This is a genomic window from Pseudoalteromonas sp. NZS127 (assembly GCF_015864805.1).
Taxonomy (GTDB): domain Bacteria; phylum Pseudomonadota; class Gammaproteobacteria; order Enterobacterales; family Alteromonadaceae; genus Pseudoalteromonas; species Pseudoalteromonas nigrifaciens.
This window is the reverse complement of record NZ_JADYWN010000006.1, coordinates 92,051-116,618: the sequence shown is the minus strand read 5'-3', so window position 1 is coordinate 116,618 and position 24,568 is coordinate 92,051. Positions and strand designations below refer to the sequence as shown.

Sequence of the window (24,568 nt, the reverse complement as noted above, 5' to 3'; positions counted from 1 at the left end):
TTTTGTATTGAAAGTACACAATGGCTTTTTACCCAAAGAGCCATAAAATGATAAAACTCAGCACTCTAGTGGTAGCCATATCACTAGCATTAAGTAGCCAAGCCAATGCAACAACAATAACCGCATCAGATAAAGCAATTAAGCTGGCAAAAGACACAATTTTAATTGATACCCATATTGATGTACCTTACCGTCTACACGACAAATGGGCCGACGTTACCAAAGCCACCGACGATGGTGACTTTGACTACCCTCGCGCTATACAAGGCGGTTTAAATGCCCCATTTATGTCGATTTACATTCCTGCTCACTTAGAATTTGAAGGCAAAGGTAAAAGCTATCAACTTGCTAATTTACTTATTGATAGTATGGAAGCAATCGCACAACGTGCACCCGACAAATTTGCAATTGCCAGCTCAACTGTCGATATAGAAGAGCAGTTTAAGCAAGGTAAGCTTTCGATTGCTATGGGCATGGAAAATGGCTCACCTATTGAAGGTGATATGAAAAATCTACAACACTTTTTCGACCGTGGTGTGCGTTATATTACCCTTGCTCATTCGCAAAGCAACCATATTTCTGACTCGTCATACGACATTCGCCGTAAATGGAAAGGCTTAAGCCCTTTTGGTAAAAAGCTAGTTACTGAAATGAACAACATTGGCATGTTAATCGACGTTTCGCACATTTCTGATGATGCGTTTTATCAGGTAATAGAACTCTCTAAAACACCCGTTATAGCTTCGCATTCATCGCTACGCAAATACACACCCGGTTTTGAGCGTAATATGAATGACGACATGCTACTGGCGCTGAAAAAAAATGGCGGGGTTATTCAAATTAACTTTGGCTCAAGCTTTGTTACCGCTAAAGCAGGTAGTTGGGGCAAGCAGCTAAAAAGTACAAAAGAGTCTGCAAAAAAAGAAGGCACCAAATTAAGTAATGATTTTGATGCTGCATACCGCGCTAAAAACCCCTACCCATTTGCCAGCCTCGAGCAGGTGCTTGATCATATTGATCACGTAGTTGCGCTAATTGGTATTGATTATGTAGGTATTGGTTCTGATTATGATGGTGTTGGCGATTCGCTGCCAATTGGCTTAAAAGACGTATCTAGCTATCCTAATCTAGTACAAGGTTTAATGGACAGGGGCTACAGTGATACCGATATTAAAAAGATTTTAAGCGGCAACACACTACGCGTTTGGAAACAAGCCGAAGCGTATGCGAAAAAGCATAAGGCTCTAGGTATCAGGTATCAGGTATCAGGTATCAGGTATCAGGTTAGAAAAGCATAGCGAACACTAACTTTAATATATAACGCGGCCAATGGCCGCGTGTTTCTATCCTCAACTTGCATAAGTCTAAGCCAACAACGCCACCCTCATGCTTTATCCTCGAGGTTCGTAAGCCTCAACCCACGCTACGACGATAAAGTTAACACCGCTCTGCTCTACCTGAAGCCTCGTACCTAATATCTAAAACCTAATACCTGCAACCTGCACTTTATTACAGGCATTAAAAAAGGCCACCTAAGTGACCTTTTTCTAACAATTAACTTAAACGTTAATTATTACGCTACGATGTTTGCAACAACGCCAGCGCCTACAGTACGACCACCTTCACGGATAGCGAAACGAAGACCTTCATCCATCGCGATTGGCGCGATTAGAGTTACTGTCATCTTAACGTTATCACCAGGCATTACCATTTCTACGCCTTCTGGTAACTGTACGTCACCAGTTACGTCAGTTGTACGGAAGTAGAACTGTGGACGGTAACCTTTGAAGAATGGAGTATGACGACCACCTTCATCTTTTGAAAGTACGTATACCTCTGATTCAAAAGTAGTGTGTGGCTTGATTGAACCAGGCTTAGCTAGTACTTGACCACGTTCAACGTCTTCACGCTTAGTACCACGTAAAAGCGCACCAATGTTCTCACCAGCACGACCTTCGTCAAGCAGTTTACGGAACATTTCAACACCAGTACAGATTGACTTAGTTGTATCACGGATACCAACAATTTCAATCTCGTCGTTGATGCGGATAATACCAGCTTCAACACGACCAGTTACAACAGTACCACGGCCTTGGATTGAGAAAACGTCTTCGATAGGCATGATGAATGCTTTATCGATGTCACGCTCTGGCTCTGGAATGTAAGAATCAAGTGCGTTTGCAAGCTCAACAATCTTATCTTCCCACTCTTTCTCGCCTTCAAGCGCTTTAAGTGCTGAACCTTGAATTAGTGGTAAGTCATCACCTGGGAAATCGTATTCTGAAAGAAGTTCACGAACTTCCATTTCTACTAGCTCAAGTAGCTCTTCGTCATCAACCATGTCACATTTGTTCATGAACACGATGATGTAAGGAACGCCAACTTGGCGAGAAAGTAGGATGTGCTCACGTGTTTGTGGCATAGGACCATCAGTCGCAGCTACTACTAAAATAGCACCGTCCATTTGAGCAGCACCAGTGATCATGTTTTTAACATAATCGGCGTGACCAGGACAATCTACGTGTGCGTAGTGACGAGTAGGCGTATCGTATTCAACGTGAGACGTTGAAATTGTGATACCGCGCTCGCGCTCTTCTGGAGCGTTGTCGATTGATGCGAAATCTTTAGCAACACCGCCGTATACTTTTGCAAGTACGTTAGTGATTGCTGCAGTTAATGTAGTTTTACCGTGGTCAACGTGGCCAATTGTACCTACGTTAACATGCGGTTTTACGCGTTCAAACTTTGCTTTTGCCATGACGGAACCTATCAGTTTTGTGTATCTATATTACATATGAAAATAATCCACCATAGGTAGATTAAGTTGATTTTTTCAAATTTCAAATAGTTTTTTTCTGACAGATAAAGGAAGCGCTTAAGGAGGTTCTTAAAACTGGTGCTGATAGGCAGAGTCGAACTGCCGACCTCACCCTTACCAAGGGTGCGCTCTACCAACTGAGCTATATCAGCATCACCATAAACTGGAGCGGGCAGCGGGAATCGAACCCGCATCATCAGCTTGGAAGGCTGAGGTAATAGCCATTATACGATGCCCGCGTTAGGAACCTGTTCTTAAAATACCTCTAACCGTCAAGAATAAAGTGGTGGAGGGAGCTGGATTCGAACCAGCGAAGGCTGAGCCGTCAGATTTACAGTCTGATCCCTTTGGCCGCTCGGGAACCCCTCCACGATAATTCTTTACTAATGCACTTTCGGTAAAAGGAAAGTGGTGCCGACTAACCGAGTCGAACGGTTGACCTACTGATTACAAGTCAGTTGCTCTACCAGCTGAGCTAAGTCGGCACTGCTTTAGTACGGGGCGAGATATTAGAGTAAGCTTTATTGGGATGCAACTATAAAATTAAAATAAATGAGAATTTATTGTTTAAATGCTCACAATTCAGGCAAAAACCGGCTTTTTTATAATTTATTGCTGTTTTCATCTAATTCATACCAATAATTTAAGCCTTTAATAACCAGCATAGGATCAAAAATACTCGCTTTGAATTGCTGTTGTAATAACGCACCATGACCACCGGCAAAAATAATTTGCATATTTTTATCATTTAAATAAGGTTTAGCTTGGTTAATTGCTCCTATGGTGGCAACCAAGGCACCATTTTTCAAACCATTTGGGGTGTTTTTCCCCAGTTGATTAGTAAATGGCGTATTTTCATCATCAAAAACACGCTGGGTATTTTGCGTTAACGAGCGGGTCATTAAATCAAGGCCAGGTAAAATCCAGCCACCTAAGTGCTGCCCGTCACAATTGAGTACATCAATTGTGGTAGCCGTACCGGCATCAACAACTATGCAGGCCCTATTTGGATACAAGGTAAAGCTTGCAATAAGTGCCAGCCATCTATCTATGCCTAAATTATTAAAATGCTCGTAAGCACAGGTGAGCCCACCTAGCGTTTTAGTTACTTTAGCTTCAAAGCAGCTAATACTATTAAAGGCGGCTTGCGCTAAAATAGTGTTAAGTAGCTCACTGCGCCCTACGCAGGCATAAATAACGTGTGTAATTGTATGCCAAGGTAAATTATTTAAATCACATGTTTGAACTTGCTCGTTTTGCCACAGCTTAGCTTTGAGTGAGGTATTGCCTACATCAATGAGTAATTTCATAGTTGCGCCTTTCTGAGCGAAATTTCGCCGCCGTAGTAGCTTTTCACTTCACCATCTTGGCGAATCCGAATTCCGCCTTGTGAGTCTATTCCCTCACATATTCCGCGCCAACTACGATGCCCGGTATTTAACTCTACACATTCACCAGCAAATGCATTTAAAGCATTCCATTGCTGATGCATGGTGTGTAAACCGCTTTCACTATATTGCTCTAAACGCTGCTCTAAATGATAAGTAAGCGAGGCAACCAACTGATTTTTATTAAGCTGCTGCGTATGTTGACTTAAGTCGGTCCATGCTTGATCAATGTGCTGACTAAAACTCTCTGGCATTTGTAAGTTAATACCTATGCCTATAACTAACTGACAAGGACCTTGCGGTTGCGCGTCTAGCTCAACTAATACGCCCGCGAGCTTTTGTTTATTGAGGTATATATCGTTAGGCCACTTTAGCTCTACTTCTATGTTGTATAGCGCTTTAATAGCATCATATACAGCTAAGCCAACCACTATAGATACGCCCATAGCGGCCTGTATGCCATCATCTAAGCGCCAAAAGTAACTATAATATAAGTTGGCTCCAAATGGTGATTGCCAAACCCGGCCCCGACGCCCACGCCCCAACTGCTGCATTTCGGCCACAATAACAGTGCCCGACTCAAGCTCATTTTTTGCTTGTATGCGGCGCATTAGCTCACTATTAGTGGAGTCTATTATGGGGTGTACTTCTACTTTGGCGGTAGTTGCACCTAACGCTTGATAATATTGATGTATTTGCGCTTGGTTTAACAGCCCTACTTGGCTATTTAAGCTATAACCTTTACCGGTTACCTTAAAAATATCTAAGCCCATTTCTTGTAAGCTTTTAATATGCTTACTAATAGCAGCGCGGCTAATACCCAGTTGCTCGCCTAATACCTGCCCAGAAATAAAACCACCTTGATTGAGGGCATTTAAAATGGCGAGTTTATTTCCATCGGGTGCTTTCATCGCGTTAGCTCCGCTGCAATATGACATTCACTATTGTTATTAATTAAGCGTACTTCGTGCTCTAGCATAATGTTGTAACAAGAAAATACGCTGTGTTGAATATGTTTAATCATTGCAATTAAATCGCTTCCTTGGCTTTGGCCGTAATTTACTAGCACTAGGGCTTGTTGTTTATGTACCTCAATACCTGCAATGCGGTAGCCTTTTAAACCCGCTTGCTCTATTAGCCAACCCGCAGCCACTTTATGGTGCTTTGCACCGTGTTTATAATGCGGTAAATCTACAAAGGTAGTTAATAAGGTAGCTAAACATTGATTAGTAATAATGGGGTTTTTAAAAAAACTACCTGCATTAGGTAAGGTATAAGGATTGGGTAATTTGCTGTTACGTGTTGCTATTACTTGCTCAAATACCGCCTGTGGCGTAACGGCTGCAAGTTGCTGCAGCGGTCCATAACTCAATACCGGCTGCCACTCTTTAGGCAAGGCTAAATGCACAGTAGTGATCACCGCTTTATTTTTTAACACGTGTTTAAAAATAGAATCGCGATAGCCAAATTCACATTGTGCATTACTTAAAGTATTAAAGGTTTTGTTCGCTATATCAAAATACTCAACCGACTCTACAAATTTAGCCAATTCAACCCCGTAGGCACCAATATTTTGCACCGGCGCAGCACCCACAGTACCGGGAATAAGCGCCAGGTTTTCAAGCCCAGGAATGTTTTTAGCCAATAGCTCGCTGACTAGTTGATGCCAGTTTTCGCCAGCGGCCACGCTAATTAAGTAATCGTTTGCGCGCTCTTTTATTTGTACACCTTGAGTTGCCATTTTAATAACAGTACCGGTGTAGTCATTTAAAAATACCGTATTGCTGCCCTCGCCTAAAAGGCAAAATGGGGGCTTAAAGCTTTGCGCTTTAAGCTGTTCTAGGTTATTAATTTCAACAAATTGTTGGCATTCGCTGGTTAATGCAAATGTATGTAACGTTTGTAATGAGTGCGCCACAAAGCTCTCTAAATATACCGGTAACTAATCGCGTTAGTTTAACGCATTGTCGCAAATAGCGCATCTGAATGTAAAAATTGCTCAACCCGCCTCGCCAATCATGATATAAAACTACCACTTATTTATTTGTGTTTAGGGTAATTATGAAAATCACACCTCTTTTTTTAAGCCTAGCTATGGCTGGTATGTGCTCACAAGCAATGGCCAATGCTATTGATCAAAACTCGTATGCTAATCTTAATGACGTTATTACTACGCATTTAAACCTTGATTTAGATGTCGACTTTGCCGACAAGCAATTAGAAGGTTTTGTTGAGCACACCCTAGAATGGCAAAATAACAACAGTAAAACTCTAGTGCTCGATACTCGCGATTTAGATATTGATAAAGTAATGTATCAAACGCAAAACGGCACATGGCATAAAGCTAAATTTAGTTTAGCAACACGCGATGATGTTAAAGGCTCAAAATTAACAATTACTTTTAAAAGCCAAGCGCCAAAAGTACGTATTTACTATAATAGCCGCCCTGAAGCGTCTGGCCTACAATGGTTAACACCAGAGCAAACAGCCAGCAAAACACACCCGTTTATGTACAGCCAATCGCAAGCAATTCATGCACGTAGTTGGATCCCAGTACAAGACACGCCAGCAATGCGAGTAACGTACTCGGCGCGCATTCATACGCCTAAAGATATACGTGCGGTAATGAGTGCCGACAATAAAGACGCTCTTTATAAAGATGGCGACTACATTTTTGATATGCCACAAGCAATTTCGCCTTACTTAATTGCTATTGGCGCAGGTAATTTAGAATTTAAAGCCATGTCGCATCAAACCGGTATTTTTGCTGAACCAACTATTTTAGATGCTTCAGTTGCCGAATTTAACGACACCCAAGCGATGATCGATAAAACTAACGCACTTTACGGCGATTATGCGTGGGGTCGTTACGACTTACTTATGCTACCGCCAAGTTTTCCGTTTGGTGGCATGGAAAACCCACGCCTTTCGTTTATTACCCCAACCGTGGTTGCAGGCGATAAAAGCTTAGTAAATCTAATTGCACATGAGCTTGCTCATTCTTGGTCTGGTAACTTAGTTACCAATGCAACCTGGGAAGATTTATGGTTAAACGAAGGTTTTACCTCGTACGTTGAAAACCGCATTATGGAAGAAGTATTTGGTCGCGACCGCGCAGTAATGGAACAAGCCCTTGACGCTGCCGGTATTCGCGCCCAAATTAAAACGCTTGATGCGCCAGACACGCGCCTTAACTTAAAGCTTAATGGCCGCGATCCTGATGATGCGTTTAGCTCTGTACCTTATACCAAAGGGCAATTATTCTTAATTTACCTAGAAGAAAAATATGGCCGCGATAAGTTTGACGCCTTTGTAAAAACTTATTTTAACGAATTTGCCTTTAAATCTTTAACCACTGCACAATTTGTTACTTACCTAAAAGCTAACTTAATTGATAAGTACCCTGGTATTGTGAGCATGGATAAAGTAAATGAATGGATTTTTGCGCCAGGTTTACCAAGCGATACACCTAATCCAACATCAGATGCTTTTGATAAAGTAGATACAGCAACAGCTACTTGGTTAAATGGCGATATCACAGCAGCGCAATTACCTACAGCTAATTGGTCGGTGCATGAATGGTTACACTTTTTAAATAACTTACCGCGCGATTTAAGCCAAACACATATGAGCGAGCTTGATACTGCGTATAACTTAACGCAATCAACTAACGCTGAGCGTGCATTTGCTTGGTTTATGCTAGCGGTAGGTAATGGCTACCAGCCAATTTACCCAGCGCTTGATAAGCACTTAACCAGTATTGGTCGTCGTAAGCTAATTGTCCCGCTTTATAAGTCACTTATTGATAACGGCAAAAAAGACTGGGCACAAAGCGTGTATTTAAAAGCTCGCCCGGGGTACCACCCACTAGCACATGGCACTATAGACGCATTATTTGAATAAATTATTTAAATAAGAACGAGCTTAATAATAAGCGAGTATTTAAAATACAAAAAGGGCCGACATTCGGCCCTTTTTTAATTGTATAAAAAGCTACTTGGTTACTTTTTCTAAAAAGGCTTGTTGCTGAGCTGGGGTTGCTTGTTGCCACCAAAAGTCGAGCATTGCTGCTGCGCTGGGCATGCCCTTACCATTAATAGGTGCAACGGGTTTACTTACTTCGCTTGCGCTTGTTGCCATTGCAGTTGTATTACTAACTTGCTGTACTGGCACAGTGTTTGTGATCTGGGCATTAGAAATTACACTTAATGGCGCAGCCAGTGCACTCCCTTTTGCTTTTAAGCTTACTTGTGGCGACTGTGCAAATACTTTAGCCGCAACCGCATTTTTGGCACGATTAAACTCTAAAGCATAATCTTTACCCGCTTCAATAGTTACATTTACCCAAAATGATTCAGACTCTACCACTTCGTGATCGTCGTAACCTAGGTCATACAAGTCAGTATATTTAAGCTTTAATTTATAACTACCCGGTGCTAGCTCTATGTCGTCAACGCGGCTAAATATAGAGCTTTCAATAATACGCTCATCAACTTGCAGAGGTACAAGCTCTTCTGGAAAGTGAATATTTTCTGCCATGCTCGACACACTAAACAATAGCGCTGCGGCACTACCTAATAATATTGATTTACGCATATTTTCTCCTTTATTTGATTTCAGTTTGACACTGCTTGTAAAGTTTGTCATTAGTGGAGCTTACTTTAATCATACTTAATTAGGGGCCATATAATGAGCCAAGAGACTATTTTTACTAAAATAATTAATCGTGAGATCCCAGCTGATATTATTTATGAAGATGAGCATACTCTCGCCTTTAAAGATATAAACCCTCAGGCGCCATTTCACGCGCTTATTATCCCCAAAAAGGCAATTGCTACTATTAACGATGTAACACCTGAAAACTCGCATTTAGTAGGTAATTTATATGTAGTAGCGGCTAAATTAGCCAAGCAACTAAATTTTGCCGATGATGGCTACCGAGTAGTCATGAATTGCAATGAGCATGGTGGCCAAACCGTATATCATATTCATTTACATATGCTTGCAGGTAAAGAGATGGGCTGGCCTCCTTATCAAAACACCAAAAAAGTGGCGCTATAAACAACTATTTATTTTATACAATTAGTTATAAGCTTTTTAAGTTGTTTTATTTTGTAATCGCAATCAATAAATAATTACTTATTTGCAACATTTTATGTTTAAATAATCACAATATCGTACTTGTTTTTTGCGTTACAACGCGACTTTCTAATACAAAAGGTGTGGAGGTCGTGGTAAACTTAATCATAAGCTTTATAAAAGAGTAAAAATAATATGAGCAGTTCAGCCTTTTTGTTATTAGATGAAGAGCCCATTAACACTATTGGTATTAACGTTTTAGAACCTTTGTTAAAAACGCAAGGTATTAGCGTAACCACAGGCACCAATATTTTAGATGTGCCTGTAGGAACACGACTTTTGTTTATCGAAACATCGAGCAAAGATGCGTGGGGAAAATTAAAAGAGCAACTGGTTAATTTACGGATTAAATGCGATATCGTATTATTTAATTTGGATGAAAACCCAGAGCTTGCTAATCGTGCCTTACTTAGCGGAATTCGTGGTGTATTTTACACCACAGATAACGCCGATGTGTTGATGAAAGGTATTCGCTTACTACTTGAAGATCAACTTTGGTATCGCAGAGATATAATGTGTAATGCATTAAATCGTATGTTGCAGTTTAATAAAGATGCACTGCATAAGCTTACCGAAGGCGATATTGAGCCAGTTAAACTTACCAAGCGCGAAAAAGCCATAATTTCATTAATGAGTAATGGCTCAAAAAATAAAGAAATTGCTGAAGAGCTAAGCATTAGCCCTCACACAGTTAAAACTCATTTATACAGCGCATTTAGAAAAACAAAATGTCGTAACCGTATTGAGCTACTATCGTGGGCACAGCAGCATATTCCAGACGAAATACGTTAATTTAAACTTTAGTTTAAACACAAAACAGGCACATACGTGTCTGTTTTTGTATCTGGGCAAGCTTAATCAGCAAACTCAAACTTTAAATAATAAGTCGCTCCCCAGCAAATAAAATATACGTTTTAATTTCAATACAGCTCAATGTGCTAAACAATATATTGAGCTATTTTCGGTTAAGTAATTATTGTTATACTTTTAATCTAATAACACGCTATTGGTGCCTCAATGCTCGACTCTTTTACTCTTTATTTTGCCAGTATCGCCGTTATGGTTGTAATGACCCTGCTAAATTTTTTAACCTGGCGCACCAATAAACACACTCCAGGCACTCTGCTTTATATTTTTTATCCTGTTTTATTGCTCGGCGTTATTATTGGCTTTACTCTGATCGGGCGAGTCCCTGAACTTGTCGCCATTAGCATTGCCAATATATTGATGTTTGCGGCCTCAATTGTGCATTGCCTTGCTATTAGCCAGTTTTTAGATTATCGCGGTATTGGCTTTAAACTTGTTTGTGCATTTACTGCTTTTAGCAGCGTAATGCTGGGTTATTACAGCTTTTTTTCGCTATCTATTCAAGATAGGCTGTTTATATCTGATATACAGCATATAGCTGAAGCTGCATTTTTACTGTTTATATTTATAAAGTATGCACGTAAGCCCTATCCCAACGGCAGCATTGTTTATATTATAATTTTAACTTTAGTTGCCGTAAGCTTTATTGCCCGCTCGATATTTATGCAAAAAATTGAGCAACATGACACCCTATTAAGCCCTTGGTTTAGCTCGTTACTTTTTTTAAACGGGGTTATAGCACCTATGTTTTATGCCGCTGGCATGGCACTGTTGTGTAATGAGCGCAGAGAGCAGCATCTTAATAAGCTCACTAAAAAAGCCCGTAAAGACCTAGAAATACGTGGGTTGTTTTTATCAACTATCAGCCACGAAATTCGCACCCCTTTAAACGGCATTTTAGGCAGTGCTCAGTTAGTTATGAACCAAACAAGTGATGCTCGCAATAAAGCCTATTGCGAGGCAATTATTAACTCTGCCGAATCCCTTAATTTACTGGTTGATAAAGTACTCGACTACGCCAGCCTTGATCAAAGCGACGAAGCTCTTTACGAAGAAGATATTGAGTTTAAAACTTGGATACAAAATTTATGCTTATTACTAAGCCCTCTGGCAGAGCAAAAGCAACTAAAGTTTGAGCTACTTTGCAATATACCCGATCAAGCCTGTTACTACTGCGATCAGCAAAAACTCAGACAAATTATTATTAACCTTGTGGGTAACGCAATTAAATTTACCGACCAAGGTAGCGTTAAAATTCAAATTGATCTAATCACTGAAAAACAACTTGAACACACTATTAAAATAAGCGTAAAAGACTCAGGCCCCGGCATCGAGAATGACGAAATAGCCTACCTAACCGAACCCTATGTGCAAAGTAGCGCCGGAAAAGAAAAAGGCGGTACAGGCCTTGGTTTAGCAATAACCAGCCGCTTACTCGAAAAACTGCATAGCAAGTTAGAAATAGCCAGTAGCCTAGGGAGTGGCAGCGCGTTTAGCTTTGATATTACGTGTGCGCTGGGCGAGCTCAGCCTAGTAGCGCAACGTCATCAAAGTAAAGATTATTTAACCGGTTTAAAGGTGTTGTTAGTAGAGGATTTAGATTTAAATCAAAAAATAGCCGTAGAATTTATGGCCGACGACGAACATAAAATTAAGTTAGCAAAAGACGGTAAAACTGCAATAGAGTTAATGCAAGCGCATCATTTTGATGTAGTGCTGCTCGATATGAACCTACCTGATTTGACCGGCCAACAAGTACTTAAAACATTGGCTAAAATTGAGCATAAAAACCAGCGCACTCCCGTACTAGCCTTTACTGCAAGCTTAAGCCCTAGTGAGGTAAAAGAGTACTTAGCGCTGGGTATAAAAGACATTGTAGGTAAACCTATTAAACACCAAAAATTGCGCCAAGCACTAAGCGATTCACAGTCAACTAAAACGGCTACTGTAGCTGTAGATTTGGTTGATACTTTATATGACGCAAGCGCTAGCGAAACGCTTACCAGCTCTTTTAGTATTGATGAAGTGTCGTCTATTTATAACGAGTTTGTGCTCTCTACCCGCAGTAAACTAAATCACTGCCAAGCGCTCGTAGAACAACAGCCCGAGCAATGCATTAAATTATTACATCGCCAAGCCAATACCGCACTACAGCTGGGCTTTAACCGTTATGGTTTAGCGCTGAAAAAAATAGAGCGTCGTATGCTTGATAAAAAGCCGCTAAAAAACGCCATCAATGAAGCGCTCGACCTTTGGCAGCAAAGTTTAGAAGAGTATTTAAGGTGTGTACGCAAAGGGCTGCAGTAAAGCGTTGTTAGTTTCTGCCATATTTATCATCAAACCGTTCAATGTCGCTTTCATCTAAAATAGTGCCTGTTTGTACCTCAATTACTATTAACGGCGCATTTTTATTATTAGCCAAACTATGAATTTGCTTAGCGGCAATATAACAAGACTGATCTGCACTGAGTGTTAGTGCTTGCTTATCAATGCATACATCGGCAACCCCAGATACAACTACCCAATGCTCGGCACGATATTGATGACGCTGCGTAGAGAGCTTAGCGCCGCTGTTTACGGTTATTTTTTTAACCTTAAATCCACTGCTTTCTACCAAGGTACGATAATTTCCCCACGGCCGATAAACAACTTGGTGGTGGGTTAACTTGTCAGTTTGCGTAAGCGCTACTTTTTTGAGTAATAACGGCAGTGCATCAAGCTCATTTTGATTCGCAATAAGCGTGGCATCGTGGGTATGAATAACAGCTAAATTACTTACCCCTAACGTGGCAATAGTATGATCGGTTTCGCTTATTATTAGATTGTTTTTACTGTTTTGCGCTACATAGTTAGTATTTAAGTTATTGCCTTGCGGATCTTTTTTTAGCAACTTAGCAAGTGATGAAAAACCACCTACGTCACTCCAGTTTAAGGCAACAGGCATGACAACTACGTTATCACTGCGCTCTAAAATAGCATAATCTATGGAGTCACTCGGGCAAGCTTCGAGCGTTTTTGCACTGGGCCGTGTAAAGCCTAAGTCCTGACTAAAATTGGCGGCGTTAGCCACACAATTGGCAATTTTAGGTGCAAAGCGAGCCAACTCTTGTAAATACGCTGCAGCAGTAAACAAAAACATACCGCTATTCCAACTATAACTTCCATCTAACAGGTAGCTTGTTGCGGTGGTTAAGCTGGGTTTTTCTTTAAATTCAGCTACTTCAAAGCAGTCAGTACCGGTAATGGCGCTTCCTTGTTTTATATACCCGTAACCTGTGTGTGGCTCGGTAGGCGTAATAGAAAAGGTAACTAATTTACCTTGCTCAGCTAATATTGTCGCGCCGTGTAACTGCTCGGTGAGTAAGTTAAAATTATTTATATGATGATCCGCTGGCATAACTAACAGTGGCCCTGTTATGCCATTTTGTAGCGCATAATGCGCAGCTAAAGCAATTGCTGGGGCAGTATTTTTACCTGTGGGTTCTAAAAGTAATACGCGCGGATTTGCACTAGCAGCTTGCTCAGCGGCAATAAATCGGTGCTGTTCGTTACACACTAAAATAGCTCGATTGAATACCCTACCGGTTACCCGTGTTAGGGTATTTTGTAATAACGACTGCCCAGTAGGTTCAGCATCGAGTAAGGGTAAAAACTGTTTTGGCATTGCTTGGCGCGACAACGGCCATAAACGAGAGCCAATGCCGCCCGCTAAAATAACTGGAGTAATTAAAGAGTTGTTCATAGTGCTGCCGCCAATAAATATCAGCGGCTATTTTAACACTTAATTAGCCGCTGGCTAATTTAAGCTGCTTTATACTAAGTTAAAAGCATCCGCATCTAAATGCGCCGGAAATTTAGCCTTAAAGTCATTTAATGGTGCTTTGTGTAAAGTAGTGGTTATTAGCGCTTGGCTATTATCTGCAGCTTTTACTAAAGCATCACCTTTAAAGTCATATACCGCTGTGCCACCATTGTGAGCAACACCATTGGCATCATCACCAATGCGATTTACCCCAACCACATAACATACATTTTCCATCGCTCGCGCCATTAATAATGTATCCCAAACATGGCGTCGCACTGCGGGCCAATTAGCAATATTAATCATTACATCGTAATCGTTGTTATTGCGCTGAAATACCGGAAAGCGTAGGTCGTAGCACACTTGTGGTAATAGCTTAAAGCCATTAATAGTAAACACTTTGCGCGCTTGTCCTGCTACTACAAAGTCGCCTTCGTTGCCTAAACAAAACAAATGACGCTTATCGTAAAAGTCTACTTCTCCATTGGGCTGCACCCAATAAAACCGATTGGCCTTTTTACTGCCTTGCGTAACAAATACTGAGCCTGCAATTACTGCGTTATGTTTATGCGCTTGCGCCTTTAACCAGGTAAGTACTTTGCCGTTTTCAGGCTCAGCGCAATCTAAGTTTATTGCAAAGCCTGTGGCAAAGGTTTCGGGCAGTAAAATCAAGTCTGACTGCTGAGTCACTGCATCTAGCTGCTTATTAAACATAGCTAAATTAGCGTCTTTATCGAGCCAGTGTAGTGAGCTTTGCAATAATGTAAGTGTTAAAGTTGACATAGTTTTGTGCCGCCCTCTTTTAAGTTTTTAGTGTTTTTAGCTAAACCAACTTAATTGTTATTAGAGTTTGATAAAACATACCTTATGCTGATAGCTTAGTTATTAACACTCTATATCCTTAATTGTGGTTTTGCACGCAAAGCGGTGCTACCATCACTTAATATAGAAGTTTAGCCGTCTAAATACAATTAACTGATGCTCGTTTGTGAGGAATATATGCAAAACAACAATACCGCTATTTCGCAACTTATTGAAGCTGGGAAGTGGGTTAGCCAAAAAGAGTGGATACCCGCAACCGGTGGGAATTTTTCAGCAAGAACTGAGTCGGGCTTTGTAATAACAGCTAGTGGCCAAGATAAAGGCAAGTTGACCAATGAGCACTTTTTACAGCTAGATCTACAAGGCAAGCCTTTGGCAGGAACAAAAAAACGCTCAGCCGAAACACAACTGCACTTGAGCTTGTATCAGCTAATTCCCGAAGCGCAATGTGTACTGCACACGCATTCTGTTGCGGCTACCGTGCTTTCGCAAATAACAAAAAGTCATAAACTCGATTTAACTGGCTACGAAATGCAAAAAGCTTTAACCGGTTTTACCTCGCATTTAGAAACCCTAAGCATTCCTATTTTTAATAACGACCAAGACATAGATCATTTAAGTTTATTGGTAAGCGACCATCATTTACACACACCTATTGAACACGGAGTGCTTATACGTGGCCATGGTTTATATGCTGTAGGGCGAAATATTGATGAAGTTCGTCGTCATTTAGAAGTGCTGGAATTTTTATTTAGCTGTGAATTAGAGCGTTTAAAAATTACCGGCATTCAAGCAAATAATAAATAATTAATGACCTAATAAATATTGAGTGCATAAAAAAGCAGCTTAGTTTAGTGCGCTTAAGCACTCATATATTTAATGCTCACTGTGTTATTTATAATTTTCGTAAATTTTATCTAATGGCTCTGAAAGACCACTTTCTTGAACTATACGCACATGTTCACGTTTTAACTCTCGCGCACTAGATACGCCGCACGAGTGCGCGATTAAGCCCGCTCCATAGTGCACATACTTATTATAGTTTGCCACACGCTGTGCTTTGTCTGCCACATTTAAGCCACGTTGCAGGCGCTTGTCGTGCGTGGTGATCCCTGTAGGGCAAGTGTCTTTATTACATTGCATTGCTTGAATACACCCTAGTGCAAACATATGGCCGCGAGCAGATACAACAAAATCAGCCCCCAGTGCTAATGCCCATGCAACTTTAGAGGGTACGATTAACTTACCTGAGGCAATAACCTTTACTCGCTCTCTGAGCCCATGTTTTTCTAACAAGTTAATTACTAATGGCAAGCTTTCTCGCAGTGGTAAGCCCACTGAATCTAATAATGACTGTGGTGCGGCGCCTGTGCCACCGTCTGCACTATCAATAGTAATAAAGTCGGGCGCTGACTCAACACCGCGATGATTTATTTCAGCGAAAAGAGTTTCTAACCAAGTATACTCACCAATTACCGCTTTAAAGCCGGTTGGTTTACCGGTTGCGTTACGTACGGTTGCCAACATATCAAGAATATCTGACGGCTTTTTAATTTCAAGATGGCCATTAGGGCTAATTGAATCTTGCCCTTCGGGAATACCGCGTATTTTTGCAATTTCAGCGTTAACTTTTCGCCCTGGTAACATACCGCCTTTACCTGGTTTAGCGCCTTGGCTTAGCTTTATTTCAAACATTTTTACTTGTTCGTGAGCTGCTATTTCTTTTAATTTAGCAGTGCTTAAATTGCCATTATCGTCGCGCACACCGTATTTAGCAGTACCAATTTGAAATACAATATCTCCCCCGCCTTCTAAATGATACGGGCTTAAACCGCCTTCACCGGTATTATACCAACAGCCAGCAAGCTTAGCTCCTTTAGATAAAGCACGTACTGCAGGTTTTGACAAAGCACCAAAACTCATACCTGAAATATTAAATATTGAATTAGTGGTGTAAGGTGTTTTACAGTAAGGGCCTAAAGTCACATTACTAGGATCGAGCGCTTCTTCATCTAAAGTAGGAAATGCACAGTTCATAAACATCACTGTACCGGTTACTTCAAGGCTTTGAGTCGAGCCAAACGCAGCAGTATGATCAACATCTTTTGCAGCGCGATATACCCAACTACGTTCAGCACGATTAAACGGCATTTCTTCTCTATCAAGTGCGAAAAAGTACTGGCGGAAAAATTCTCCTTGGCGCTCAAAAAAATATCGAAACCGACCAATTACCGGATAGTTGCGCCTAATTGCATGCTTTGTTTGGGTTATATCTCTAAAATAAAAAATAATAACCGATAAAACTATAAACCCTAATACAACAATAAAAAGGCTCGCAAATACATTAATACTTAGAACTATAAAATTGTTCACTCAAAACCCCTCTGCAGTACTTTTTCGCCAATAAATGAAAATGGCTTCAATAGACAAATGCGCATATCACTTATTATAGATGATATGCGCATTTTATTAATTTATAACCCTAGGGTCTGTTGACCTTTGCGGATTGAAATTTGTTCAAACTAGGGGCGATTTAATCACGGCGCGAGGTTTGTAACCTAGTGGGCTAAGTAAAAACCGAGCCACAAAGAGTCAATCGCCCCTAGGCAGAACCCTTCGGGCAGCGCATGTTTGGCATTGATGCTACGTTATCGCCTATTTATGGGGAGTAACCACACCACATAGGCTCTGCCTTGCCTAAATACCAAACACACTGCTGCAAATTTAACCTTGAAAGATAAACAGACCCTAATATAAGCCATTACGATTGATGCGGATTAATTAAATATCCTGTTTAGCTAGTTCGTTTTTAATATACAAACGAATTTGCTGCTCAAGTACAGATAACGGTACTGAACCATGGCGTAGCACTTGATGATGGAACTCTCGCACATCAAATTTTTGGCCAAGGGCCTGCTCCGCTTCTTTACGTAAGCGCTTAATAGTTAATTCTCCAATTTTATACGATAACGCCTGCGCAGGCCATGAAATATAACGATCTGTTTCAGTTTTAACGTTGTGCAACGACAAAGCAGTGTTATCGCCCATAAAGTTCATCGCGCGTTCACGGCTCCAGCCATACATATGCATTCCCGTATCAACAACTAAACGTGCAGCGCGCCACATTTCATAGGTTAAACGTCCGAAACGGCTATATGGATCTTGATAAAACCCAGCTTCTATTCCTAAGTACTCAGAATAAAGCCCCCACCCCTCGCCAAATGCTGATAAATAAGCATCACGACGATAACTCGGCAAATTTTCTAGCTCAGCATTAAGTGATATTTGTAAATGGTGCCCTGGTACAGCTTCATGCAGCGTTAACGCCTCTAGCGCGTAAAGAGGTCGCTTATCTAGCGCATAAGTGTTTACCCAGTAATAACCAGCTTGATCGTCGCGGTTCGAACCCGAGTAACGCCCTGTAGTATATTTAGGAGCAATATTGGCGGGAACAGCCACTACGCCATAAGGTTTGCGCGGCAAGGTATGAAATAATCTAGGCAGTTGCGCATCCATTTTTTTAGCAATATAAGCAGCTTCTTTTAGTAACTGCTCTGGAGTAGTTGCGTAGAACTGCGGATCAGTACGTAAAAAGTGGATAAATTCAGCGAACGTGCCTTTAAAACCAACTTCTTTTATTACCTCTTCCATTTCGCTACGAATACGTGCCACTTCTTTTAGGCCCAACTCATGAATTTCTTTTGGGGTCATATCTGTAGTGGTGTAATGCTTGGCGCGATTAGCATAAAAAGCAGCCCCATTAGGCGTTGCCGAAATACCAATACTGTCTCGAGCACCTGCTTGATACTCTTCAGTAAAAAAGGTGAGATAATCTTTATATGCTGCTATTACTTGTTCTTTAATTATTGTTTTAGCTTGGAGTTGCAGCTCATAAAATTCGCTGCTACTTAAGCCTGCAGTATTCGTTAAAAATGGCTGATAAAATTCAGATTGTGTTACATCATCAACAATATAAACACTAATTGAATCTTCATAACCTTTAAGTACAGCTTTAGGCTGCGTTAACCCTATAGCTAAACCTTGTTTCATCCAATAAATATTTTGCTCAAAAAAGCGTGGTACCTGAGCTAATCGCGCTAAATAATTTTTATAATCTTGTAACGTTTTATATTGTGAACTTTTAACCATAAACGACAAGCTTGAATGAAACCCATATTCAGATGTAAGCGGCATATAGTGGGCATTAAATACATACTCATCCACGCTATTTTGCACTTGAGCACGCAAAATACTAAAGTTAATCCGATTTTCATCACTTAACTTATCAATGTTTACCGTATCTAAATCGGCAAGTAGCTGGGTATTTTTTTTATATTCTTGCGCTAAATACTCGGCAGTTAAGTTAGGTAGTAAGTAGCCATCTACACCCTGAGGATTATTACTGTAGGGGCTAGCATCTTGTCTATTTTGCACAATGTTTTCGGCAACTTGAGTAAATTGCTTATCGGCATTAAGTGAGGTTGTTTGGCATGCACTTAAGGTGCATAAAAAAGTAATTCCCAGTAGCGAGTGGCGTAATGGTCGAGATAAAAGTTGATTCATTATTATATAGCTTCACAATTAAATAGATTTTGTAAACCTATCGCAGGCTAAATAAATAGCAAGATAAATACGACCAAGCACGCAAAAACTAATACGACTGATATAAGTAGGTTGGTATTTAATAACCAGTAATAAAACATGCTTTTGAATGAAACAAAAAGTAATTGATGATAAAAGCAGCCATTATGTTGCTAAAGTTACAATTTAGATAACTAACTGTCGTTTTTACTTTTAAATAACCGATATAATGATTATGGTACAAGTGCTTGGATGCGAAACGCTTCATTGGATGAGTTTATAAATTAATACGCATATGTATTTAGTTGGTATTTGCAAATGATGTTCCATGACTCTATGACTGTAGCACAAGATAAAATGACAAAAGTGTGTGTATTTTTAGAGCGCCATGCTTTGCCACCTACACCACTTAATTATCAGGTTGTTTATACTTATATTAGCCAAGTAAACAACGACCTTAATAGCGCCATTGAGCGCGCTATTGCAAGTAACACTCTTATTGACAGTTTATTTACCGAGCAACTCTATTTTGAGCATTTAAATCAAGGCCATGCCACTGAAGTGTCGATGATAGAGAATGTTAATGGGGTAATTAACTCGCTGTCTAAAAGCGCACAACACACTGAAAAACAATTTATTAATTTTGCCGGCCATATTAGCGAGTGTATGCATTCGCTTGATGAAAATAACATTAAAAATAGCCGGATCGCACTTACAAGGCTAGATCAGCAAACAGCAACACTGTTAACGCAACACAAACAGTTTAAACAACAATTAAGTAATGCTAAACAACTCCACGAAAAAACTAAAAAGCAGCTTAACACCCTGCGTAAACAACATATTATTGATAGTCAAACTGGCTTGTATAAACGCCATTATTTAACCAAGCAAGTGCAAATATGGGCAAATCAACATAAACCGGTTTGTGCTATTGCTATTCAAATAGACAATTTAGATCACTTTATTGATAACTTTGGCGATGTAATCGCAGAAGCAATTTTAAGCAAAGTGGCTAAACAAGTACAAAAATATGTGTTTCAAAGCGGCCTAGCGGGGCGTACTGCAAAAGATCAATTTACTGTACTACTTACCGACGTAGATTGTGAAACAACCAATTTAATTGCAGAAAAAGTACGCGCTGGTGTTGCAAAGCTGCGCTTTATCAGCTCAAAAAACGCGCTGGCATTACCTGCAATTAAGCTCTCTTTGGGGATTGCGCAGCAACAACAAGCTGACTTTGAGCAATTAACTAAAAGTGCTTCTAATGCGGCATTTAAAGCACGCTCTTTAGGGCAAAATAGCTTTACTGCGGAGCATTAATTAGCTGATAAATCATATTCAAATTGCACCTTCAGGGCACAATCAAGTACACTAGTCTTTATTACCACGATAGAGATTAATGATGAGCGAAACACCACAAAAGACCACGCATTTTGGCTATAAAACGGTAGCCGAAAACGATAAAGCCTCAATGGTTGCAGACGTATTTCATTCAGTTGCGGCAAAATATGACGTAATGAATGACTTAATGTCTTTTGGGGTACATCGTTTATGGAAACGTCAAACAATAGCCAGCTCTGGCGTTCGTAAAGGCCACCATGTTTTAGATTTAGCCGGTGGTACGGGCGATTTAACTGCAAAATTTAGCCAACTAGTCGGAGAAACCGGTCAGGTTATACTCGGTGATATTAACTCGTCTATGTTAAAAGTGGGCCGTGAAAAACTCCATAATTTAGGCTTAGTTGGCAATATTGACTACGTGCAAATGAACGCTGAAGCCTTACCATTCCCAGATAATAGCTTTGATCTGATCACTATTGCATTTGGTTTACGTAATGTAACCGACAAAGACAAAGCATTACGTTCAATGTACCGCATTTTAAAACCAGGCGGGCGCTTACTGGTATTAGAGTTTTCAAAGCCAGAGCATGAAATACTCAGTAAAGCATACGACTTTTATTCATTTAACTTATTACCAACTATGGGTAAGTTAGTGGCAAACGACAGCGAATCGTACAAGTATTTAGCTGAGTCGATTCGTATGCATCCAGATCAAGACACGCTTAAAAGCATGATGTCTGATGCAGGCTTTGAGCAAACCACTTATCAAAACTTAACCGGTGGTATTGTTGCGCTGCATCGTGGCTTTAAGTACTAAGGTAAATAATTATGGCGCTTGAGCAAGCAACCGAAAAAAATTCTACTGAGGCTCCCTCAACTGATTTTTTTATGTTACCCAACTTAGTACTTTCGCTCGTGGAGCGAATACTTAATCAAGCACTTAAACTCGATACAAGCCTATCGGGAAAGTTGGCAGCAGTTAAGCATCAGCGCTTAGTCGTTGATGTTAGGGGCTCTCAGCTAAAGCTGCTGCTAGTGTTTAGCGACAAGCAACTTCATTTATATAGCGCAACCAGTGATACAGACGCAGATTGCATGATTAGCGCCGACCTTAACACCCTGCTTGCGCTAAAAAACCCAGCCATGCTTACCCAGCTAATTCGCCAAGACAAACTTGATTTACAAGGCGATTTAAACATAGCTCAAACCTATAGCAATGCATTTTCAACACTAGATATAGATTGGCCTGAGCAGCTTTCATCGCACCTTGGTGATGCTCCCGCACAGCAATTATATTTACACTTCAAAACGCTCCAGCAACACGGCAATAAAGCAAAAGCGCAGTTAAGCCGCACCCTAACAAGCTTATGCCAAGATGAATTGGCAATTACCATTCATCCGTTAGAGCTTAAACAATTTAAACAACAAAACCGTGAGCTTAAAGGCCAAGTTGCTGCTATAGAACAACGTATTAATGCCTTACTAACCACTTTGACTACCCGCTAAGGATTTTTTGTGTCAACTGCACGACTGTATTACATCACTAAAACACTGCTTAGCTACGGATTAGATGAGTTAGTACCAAAACATAAAATCCCTTGGTTTGCGAAAATAGCCCGAGGTAGTTTATTTTGGCTGCGTAATCAGCATAAAGATAAGCCCGCAGGGCTGCGATTACGTTTAGCCCTACAACAGCTTGGCCCAGTATGGGTTAAGTTTGGCCAAATGCTTTCTACGCGTCGTGACTTACTGCCGCACGAAATTGCATTAGAGCTGGCATTTTTGCAAGATCAGGTTGAACCTTTTCCCGGCGAACTTGCACAAAAAATAATAGAAAAAGCTCTCGAAATTAATGACATAAGCGAGCGTTTTAGTGAGTTTTCACAAACACCACTGGCGTCGGCATCAATAGCACAAGTACATACCGCAACGTTAGTTGACACAAATGGTATAGAGCAAGATGTAGTTATTAAAGTAATCCGCCCTAACATTAATCAACAAATTAACGCCGACTTAGCCTTAATGGAAAAGCTCGCTAAGGTGTTAGCAAAAGTACACCACGAGTCAAAACGTCTGCGTCCTGTGGAAGTAGTAAAAGAGTACAAAAAGACTCTACTTGATGAACTTGATTTAATGCGCGAAGGTGCAAACGGCATTCAACTTAAACGTAACTTTGAAGACTCAGATTCGCTTTACATCCCTACCGTTTATAGCGATTACAGCCGCCATAATATATTAGTAATGGAGCGTATTTATGGTATTGCGGTATCAGATACTGATGCTTTATTAGCGCAAAACACCAATATGAAACTACTGGCTGAGCGTGGCGTTGAAGTGTTTTTTACCCAAGTGTTCAGAGACAGCTTTTTTCATGCTGACATGCACCCAGGTAATATTTTTGTTTCTCGTGAGCACCCCGAAAACCCTAAATATATTGGTATAGATTGCGGTATTGTAGGCACCTTAAACAAAGAAGATAAACGCTATTTAGCGGAAAACTTTATAGCCTTTTTTAATCGTGATTATCGCCAAGTTGCGCAGTTGCATGTGGACTCGGGTTGGGTACCGCCCGACACCAGTATTGAAGAGTTTGAATTTGCTATTCGCACTGTCTGCGAACCTATATTTAATAAGCCTTTAGCTGAAATTTCGTTTGGTCATGTATTGGTTAATTTATTTAATACTGCAAGGCGCTTTAATATGCAGGTACAACCACAATTGGTATTACTGCAAAAAACCTTACTGTATGTTGAAGGTTTAGGCCGCCAGCTTTATCCACAATTAGATTTATGGAAAACCGCTAAGCCCTTTTTAGAAGACTGGGTTAAGCAACAAGTTGGTCCGTTATCGGTTATAAAGCAAATGTATGCACAATTACCCTTTTGGGCCGAAAAAATGCCAGAGCTGCCCGATCTAATTTATCAAAGCTTAAAACGCCCATCACAAATTCAAGTACAGGCTCCGAAGAGATCTCATAAACCTTTGGTTTTAGGTTTGTTTAGCAGTGCGGCTATGGTTATTGCTGCATTATTTTATTTACAGCACGATTTAATTGCTGCAAGTATCGCTATAAGTAGCGCTATTATTGGTTTTATAGCAGCATGGCGTAGCACATAAACTAAGTGCTATTTACATTTTTAGGCGTATAATTAGTATTTAAAATATACACTTTATAATTATGAAAACGGGAGATAAACATGGGATTTGGCGGTATTAGTCTTTGGCAGTTATTGATTGTATTAGCAATTATTGTACTTTTGTTTGGCACTAAAAAATTACGCGGTATTGGTGGTGATTTAGGTGGAGCAGTTAAAGGCTTTAAAAAAGCAATGTCTGACGAACAAAATACAGATAAAGAAAAGCCAGAGCAGATTCAAAAATCAGAAGAAAGTGCACCGCTTGATTCTGCCGATACTGAAAAAAATAAAGACAATAACAAGGTTTAATTAGCATGGGGATGTGGGAGCTAATTGTTGTTTTAATTGTTGGTTTAGTGGTGCTTGGTCCAGAGCGTTTACCTGTAGCAATTAGAACGGTAAGCCGCTGGATAAAAACTGCAAAGTCGCTTGCTAACTCAGTGAAAGCTGAAGTGAGCGAAGAGTTGCGTGTGCACGAATTACACGAAAACCTTAAAAAAGCGGAGCAACAAAACTTAACCGATTTAAGTCCTGAACTACAAAGTTCACTAACTGAACTACAACAGGCCGCTCAGTCTGTGACCCACAGTTATAAAAAAACTCAAATCGATCCCTCTAATAAGCAAAATATTGATGATACAAAGTGAAATTAATTTCTCACTTTGTGGTCAAC

21 protein-coding genes and 4 tRNA genes are annotated in these 24,568 nt (G+C 40.3%); 12 read left to right on the top strand and 13 right to left on the bottom strand.

Translation table 11 applies throughout. From position 1 onward, the window contains the following. Positions 1–47: 47 nt before the first annotated feature. Entirely contained in the window at positions 48–1,298 is a 1,251-nt protein-coding gene (locus tag I6E78_RS07975; protein ID WP_197182263.1) for a dipeptidase, read from the top strand. A gap of 275 nt (positions 1,299–1,573) precedes the next feature. On the opposite strand, the gene tuf is transcribed toward I6E78_RS07975, so the two are convergent. The 8 genes from tuf to murB all read right to left on the bottom strand — a co-directional run bounded on the left by tuf (position 1,574) and on the right by murB (position 6,124). After that, a complete protein-coding gene (gene tuf, locus I6E78_RS07970) occupies positions 1,574–2,758 on the bottom strand; it encodes an elongation factor Tu (RefSeq protein WP_011329538.1) in 1,185 nt (394 codons plus the stop codon). A gap of 136 nt (positions 2,759–2,894) precedes the next feature. Continuing rightward, a tRNA-Thr gene (locus I6E78_RS07965) sits at positions 2,895–2,970 on the bottom strand. A 12-nt stretch (positions 2,971–2,982) separates the two neighbouring features. After that, positions 2,983–3,057: transfer RNA gene (locus I6E78_RS07960), tRNA-Gly, on the bottom strand. Positions 3,058–3,102: 45 nt separating this feature from the next. Next, positions 3,103–3,187: transfer RNA gene (locus tag I6E78_RS07955), tRNA-Tyr, on the bottom strand. 40 nt (positions 3,188–3,227) lie between these two features. Further along, positions 3,228–3,303: transfer RNA gene (locus I6E78_RS07950), tRNA-Thr, on the bottom strand. A gap of 117 nt (positions 3,304–3,420) precedes the next feature. Continuing rightward, entirely contained in the window at positions 3,421–4,128 is a 708-nt protein-coding gene (locus I6E78_RS07945; RefSeq protein ID WP_197182262.1) for a pantothenate kinase, read from the bottom strand. After that, the gene (gene birA, locus I6E78_RS07940; RefSeq protein ID WP_197182261.1) at positions 4,125–5,117 is read right to left on the bottom strand and encodes a bifunctional biotin--[acetyl-CoA-carboxylase] ligase/biotin operon repressor BirA; all 993 of its coding nucleotides are present in this window, start codon (positions 5,115–5,117) and stop codon (positions 4,125–4,127) included. The genes I6E78_RS07945 and birA overlap by 4 nt, the downstream gene beginning before the upstream one ends. After that, positions 5,114–6,124: a UDP-N-acetylmuramate dehydrogenase gene (murB, locus tag I6E78_RS07935; protein WP_197182260.1), complete on the bottom strand. Its 1,011-nt coding sequence runs from the start codon at positions 6,122–6,124 to the stop codon at positions 5,114–5,116. Before murB ends, birA begins: the two co-directional genes overlap by 4 nt. Before the next feature lie 143 nt (positions 6,125–6,267). Between murB and I6E78_RS07930 the strand changes: the two genes are divergently transcribed. After that, entirely contained in the window at positions 6,268–8,109 is a 1,842-nt protein-coding gene (locus I6E78_RS07930; protein ID WP_011329542.1) for a M1 family metallopeptidase, read from the top strand. Positions 8,110–8,199: 90 nt separating this feature from the next. On the opposite strand, the gene I6E78_RS07925 is transcribed toward I6E78_RS07930, so the two are convergent. Continuing rightward, the gene (locus I6E78_RS07925; RefSeq protein WP_197182259.1) at positions 8,200–8,802 is read right to left on the bottom strand and encodes a DUF2057 family protein; all 603 of its coding nucleotides are present in this window, start codon (positions 8,800–8,802) and stop codon (positions 8,200–8,202) included. A 93-nt stretch (positions 8,803–8,895) separates the two neighbouring features. Here I6E78_RS07925 and I6E78_RS07920 point away from each other — a divergent pair, with 93 nt between their 5' ends. From I6E78_RS07920 to I6E78_RS07910, 3 genes are all read left to right on the top strand, one after another. Continuing rightward, the gene (locus I6E78_RS07920; RefSeq protein WP_011329544.1) at positions 8,896–9,267 is read left to right on the top strand and encodes a histidine triad nucleotide-binding protein; all 372 of its coding nucleotides are present in this window, start codon (positions 8,896–8,898) and stop codon (positions 9,265–9,267) included. Positions 9,268–9,480: 213 nt separating this feature from the next. Beyond that, positions 9,481–10,137, top strand: a complete 657-nt coding sequence (locus tag I6E78_RS07915; protein ID WP_086994433.1) for a helix-turn-helix transcriptional regulator — start codon at positions 9,481–9,483, stop codon at positions 10,135–10,137. A gap of 225 nt (positions 10,138–10,362) precedes the next feature. After that, on the top strand, positions 10,363–12,519 hold the full coding sequence (locus I6E78_RS07910) for an ATP-binding protein (protein ID WP_197182258.1): 2,157 nt from the start codon (positions 10,363–10,365) through the stop codon (positions 12,517–12,519). A 7-nt stretch (positions 12,520–12,526) separates the two neighbouring features. Here the strand turns inward: I6E78_RS07910 and I6E78_RS07905 are convergent, their stop codons facing one another. Both I6E78_RS07905 and I6E78_RS07900 read right to left on the bottom strand, forming a co-directional pair. Continuing rightward, positions 12,527–13,954, bottom strand: a complete 1,428-nt coding sequence (locus I6E78_RS07905; RefSeq protein WP_197182257.1) for a mannose-1-phosphate guanylyltransferase/mannose-6-phosphate isomerase — start codon at positions 13,952–13,954, stop codon at positions 12,527–12,529. Between the two features lie 69 nt (positions 13,955–14,023). Next, the gene (locus I6E78_RS07900; RefSeq protein WP_197182256.1) at positions 14,024–14,797 is read right to left on the bottom strand and encodes an amidohydrolase; all 774 of its coding nucleotides are present in this window, start codon (positions 14,795–14,797) and stop codon (positions 14,024–14,026) included. A gap of 216 nt (positions 14,798–15,013) precedes the next feature. Between I6E78_RS07900 and I6E78_RS07895 the strand changes: the two genes are divergently transcribed. Beyond that, a complete protein-coding gene (locus I6E78_RS07895) occupies positions 15,014–15,643 on the top strand; it encodes a methylthioribulose 1-phosphate dehydratase (RefSeq protein WP_086994421.1) in 630 nt (209 codons plus the stop codon). 84 nt (positions 15,644–15,727) lie between these two features. On the opposite strand, the gene I6E78_RS07890 is transcribed toward I6E78_RS07895, so the two are convergent. Together I6E78_RS07890 and I6E78_RS07885 are read right to left on the bottom strand one after the other, a co-directional pair. Continuing rightward, complete coding sequence (locus tag I6E78_RS07890; RefSeq protein ID WP_182684156.1) at positions 15,728–17,209, bottom strand: FMN-binding glutamate synthase family protein; 1,482 nt, start codon at positions 17,207–17,209, stop codon at positions 15,728–15,730. Between the two features lie 408 nt (positions 17,210–17,617). After that, the gene (locus I6E78_RS07885) at positions 17,618–19,399 is read right to left on the bottom strand and encodes a DUF885 domain-containing protein (RefSeq protein ID WP_086994415.1); all 1,782 of its coding nucleotides are present in this window, start codon (positions 19,397–19,399) and stop codon (positions 17,618–17,620) included. A gap of 354 nt (positions 19,400–19,753) precedes the next feature. Between I6E78_RS07885 and I6E78_RS07880 the strand changes: the two genes are divergently transcribed. The 6 genes from I6E78_RS07880 to tatB all read left to right on the top strand — a co-directional run bounded on the left by I6E78_RS07880 (position 19,754) and on the right by tatB (position 24,542). Next, positions 19,754–20,737, top strand: coding sequence for a GGDEF domain-containing protein (locus I6E78_RS07880; protein ID WP_197182285.1), 984 nt, complete (start codon positions 19,754–19,756; stop codon positions 20,735–20,737). A gap of 82 nt (positions 20,738–20,819) precedes the next feature. Beyond that, entirely contained in the window at positions 20,820–21,575 is a 756-nt protein-coding gene (ubiE, locus tag I6E78_RS07875; protein WP_011329553.1) for a bifunctional demethylmenaquinone methyltransferase/2-methoxy-6-polyprenyl-1,4-benzoquinol methylase UbiE, read from the top strand. Positions 21,576–21,586: 11 nt separating this feature from the next. Further along, positions 21,587–22,264, top strand: a complete 678-nt coding sequence (locus I6E78_RS07870; RefSeq protein ID WP_197182255.1) for a ubiquinone biosynthesis accessory factor UbiJ — start codon at positions 21,587–21,589, stop codon at positions 22,262–22,264. 9 nt (positions 22,265–22,273) lie between these two features. Continuing rightward, positions 22,274–23,875, top strand: coding sequence for a ubiquinone biosynthesis regulatory protein kinase UbiB (gene ubiB, locus I6E78_RS07865; protein WP_197182254.1), 1,602 nt, complete (start codon positions 22,274–22,276; stop codon positions 23,873–23,875). 80 nt (positions 23,876–23,955) lie between these two features. Beyond that, entirely contained in the window at positions 23,956–24,204 is a 249-nt protein-coding gene (gene tatA, locus I6E78_RS07860; protein WP_197182253.1) for a Sec-independent protein translocase subunit TatA, read from the top strand. A 5-nt stretch (positions 24,205–24,209) separates the two neighbouring features. Then, the gene (tatB, locus tag I6E78_RS07855) at positions 24,210–24,542 is read left to right on the top strand and encodes a Sec-independent protein translocase protein TatB (protein WP_058374404.1); all 333 of its coding nucleotides are present in this window, start codon (positions 24,210–24,212) and stop codon (positions 24,540–24,542) included. The last annotated feature ends 26 nt before the right edge of the window (positions 24,543–24,568 follow it).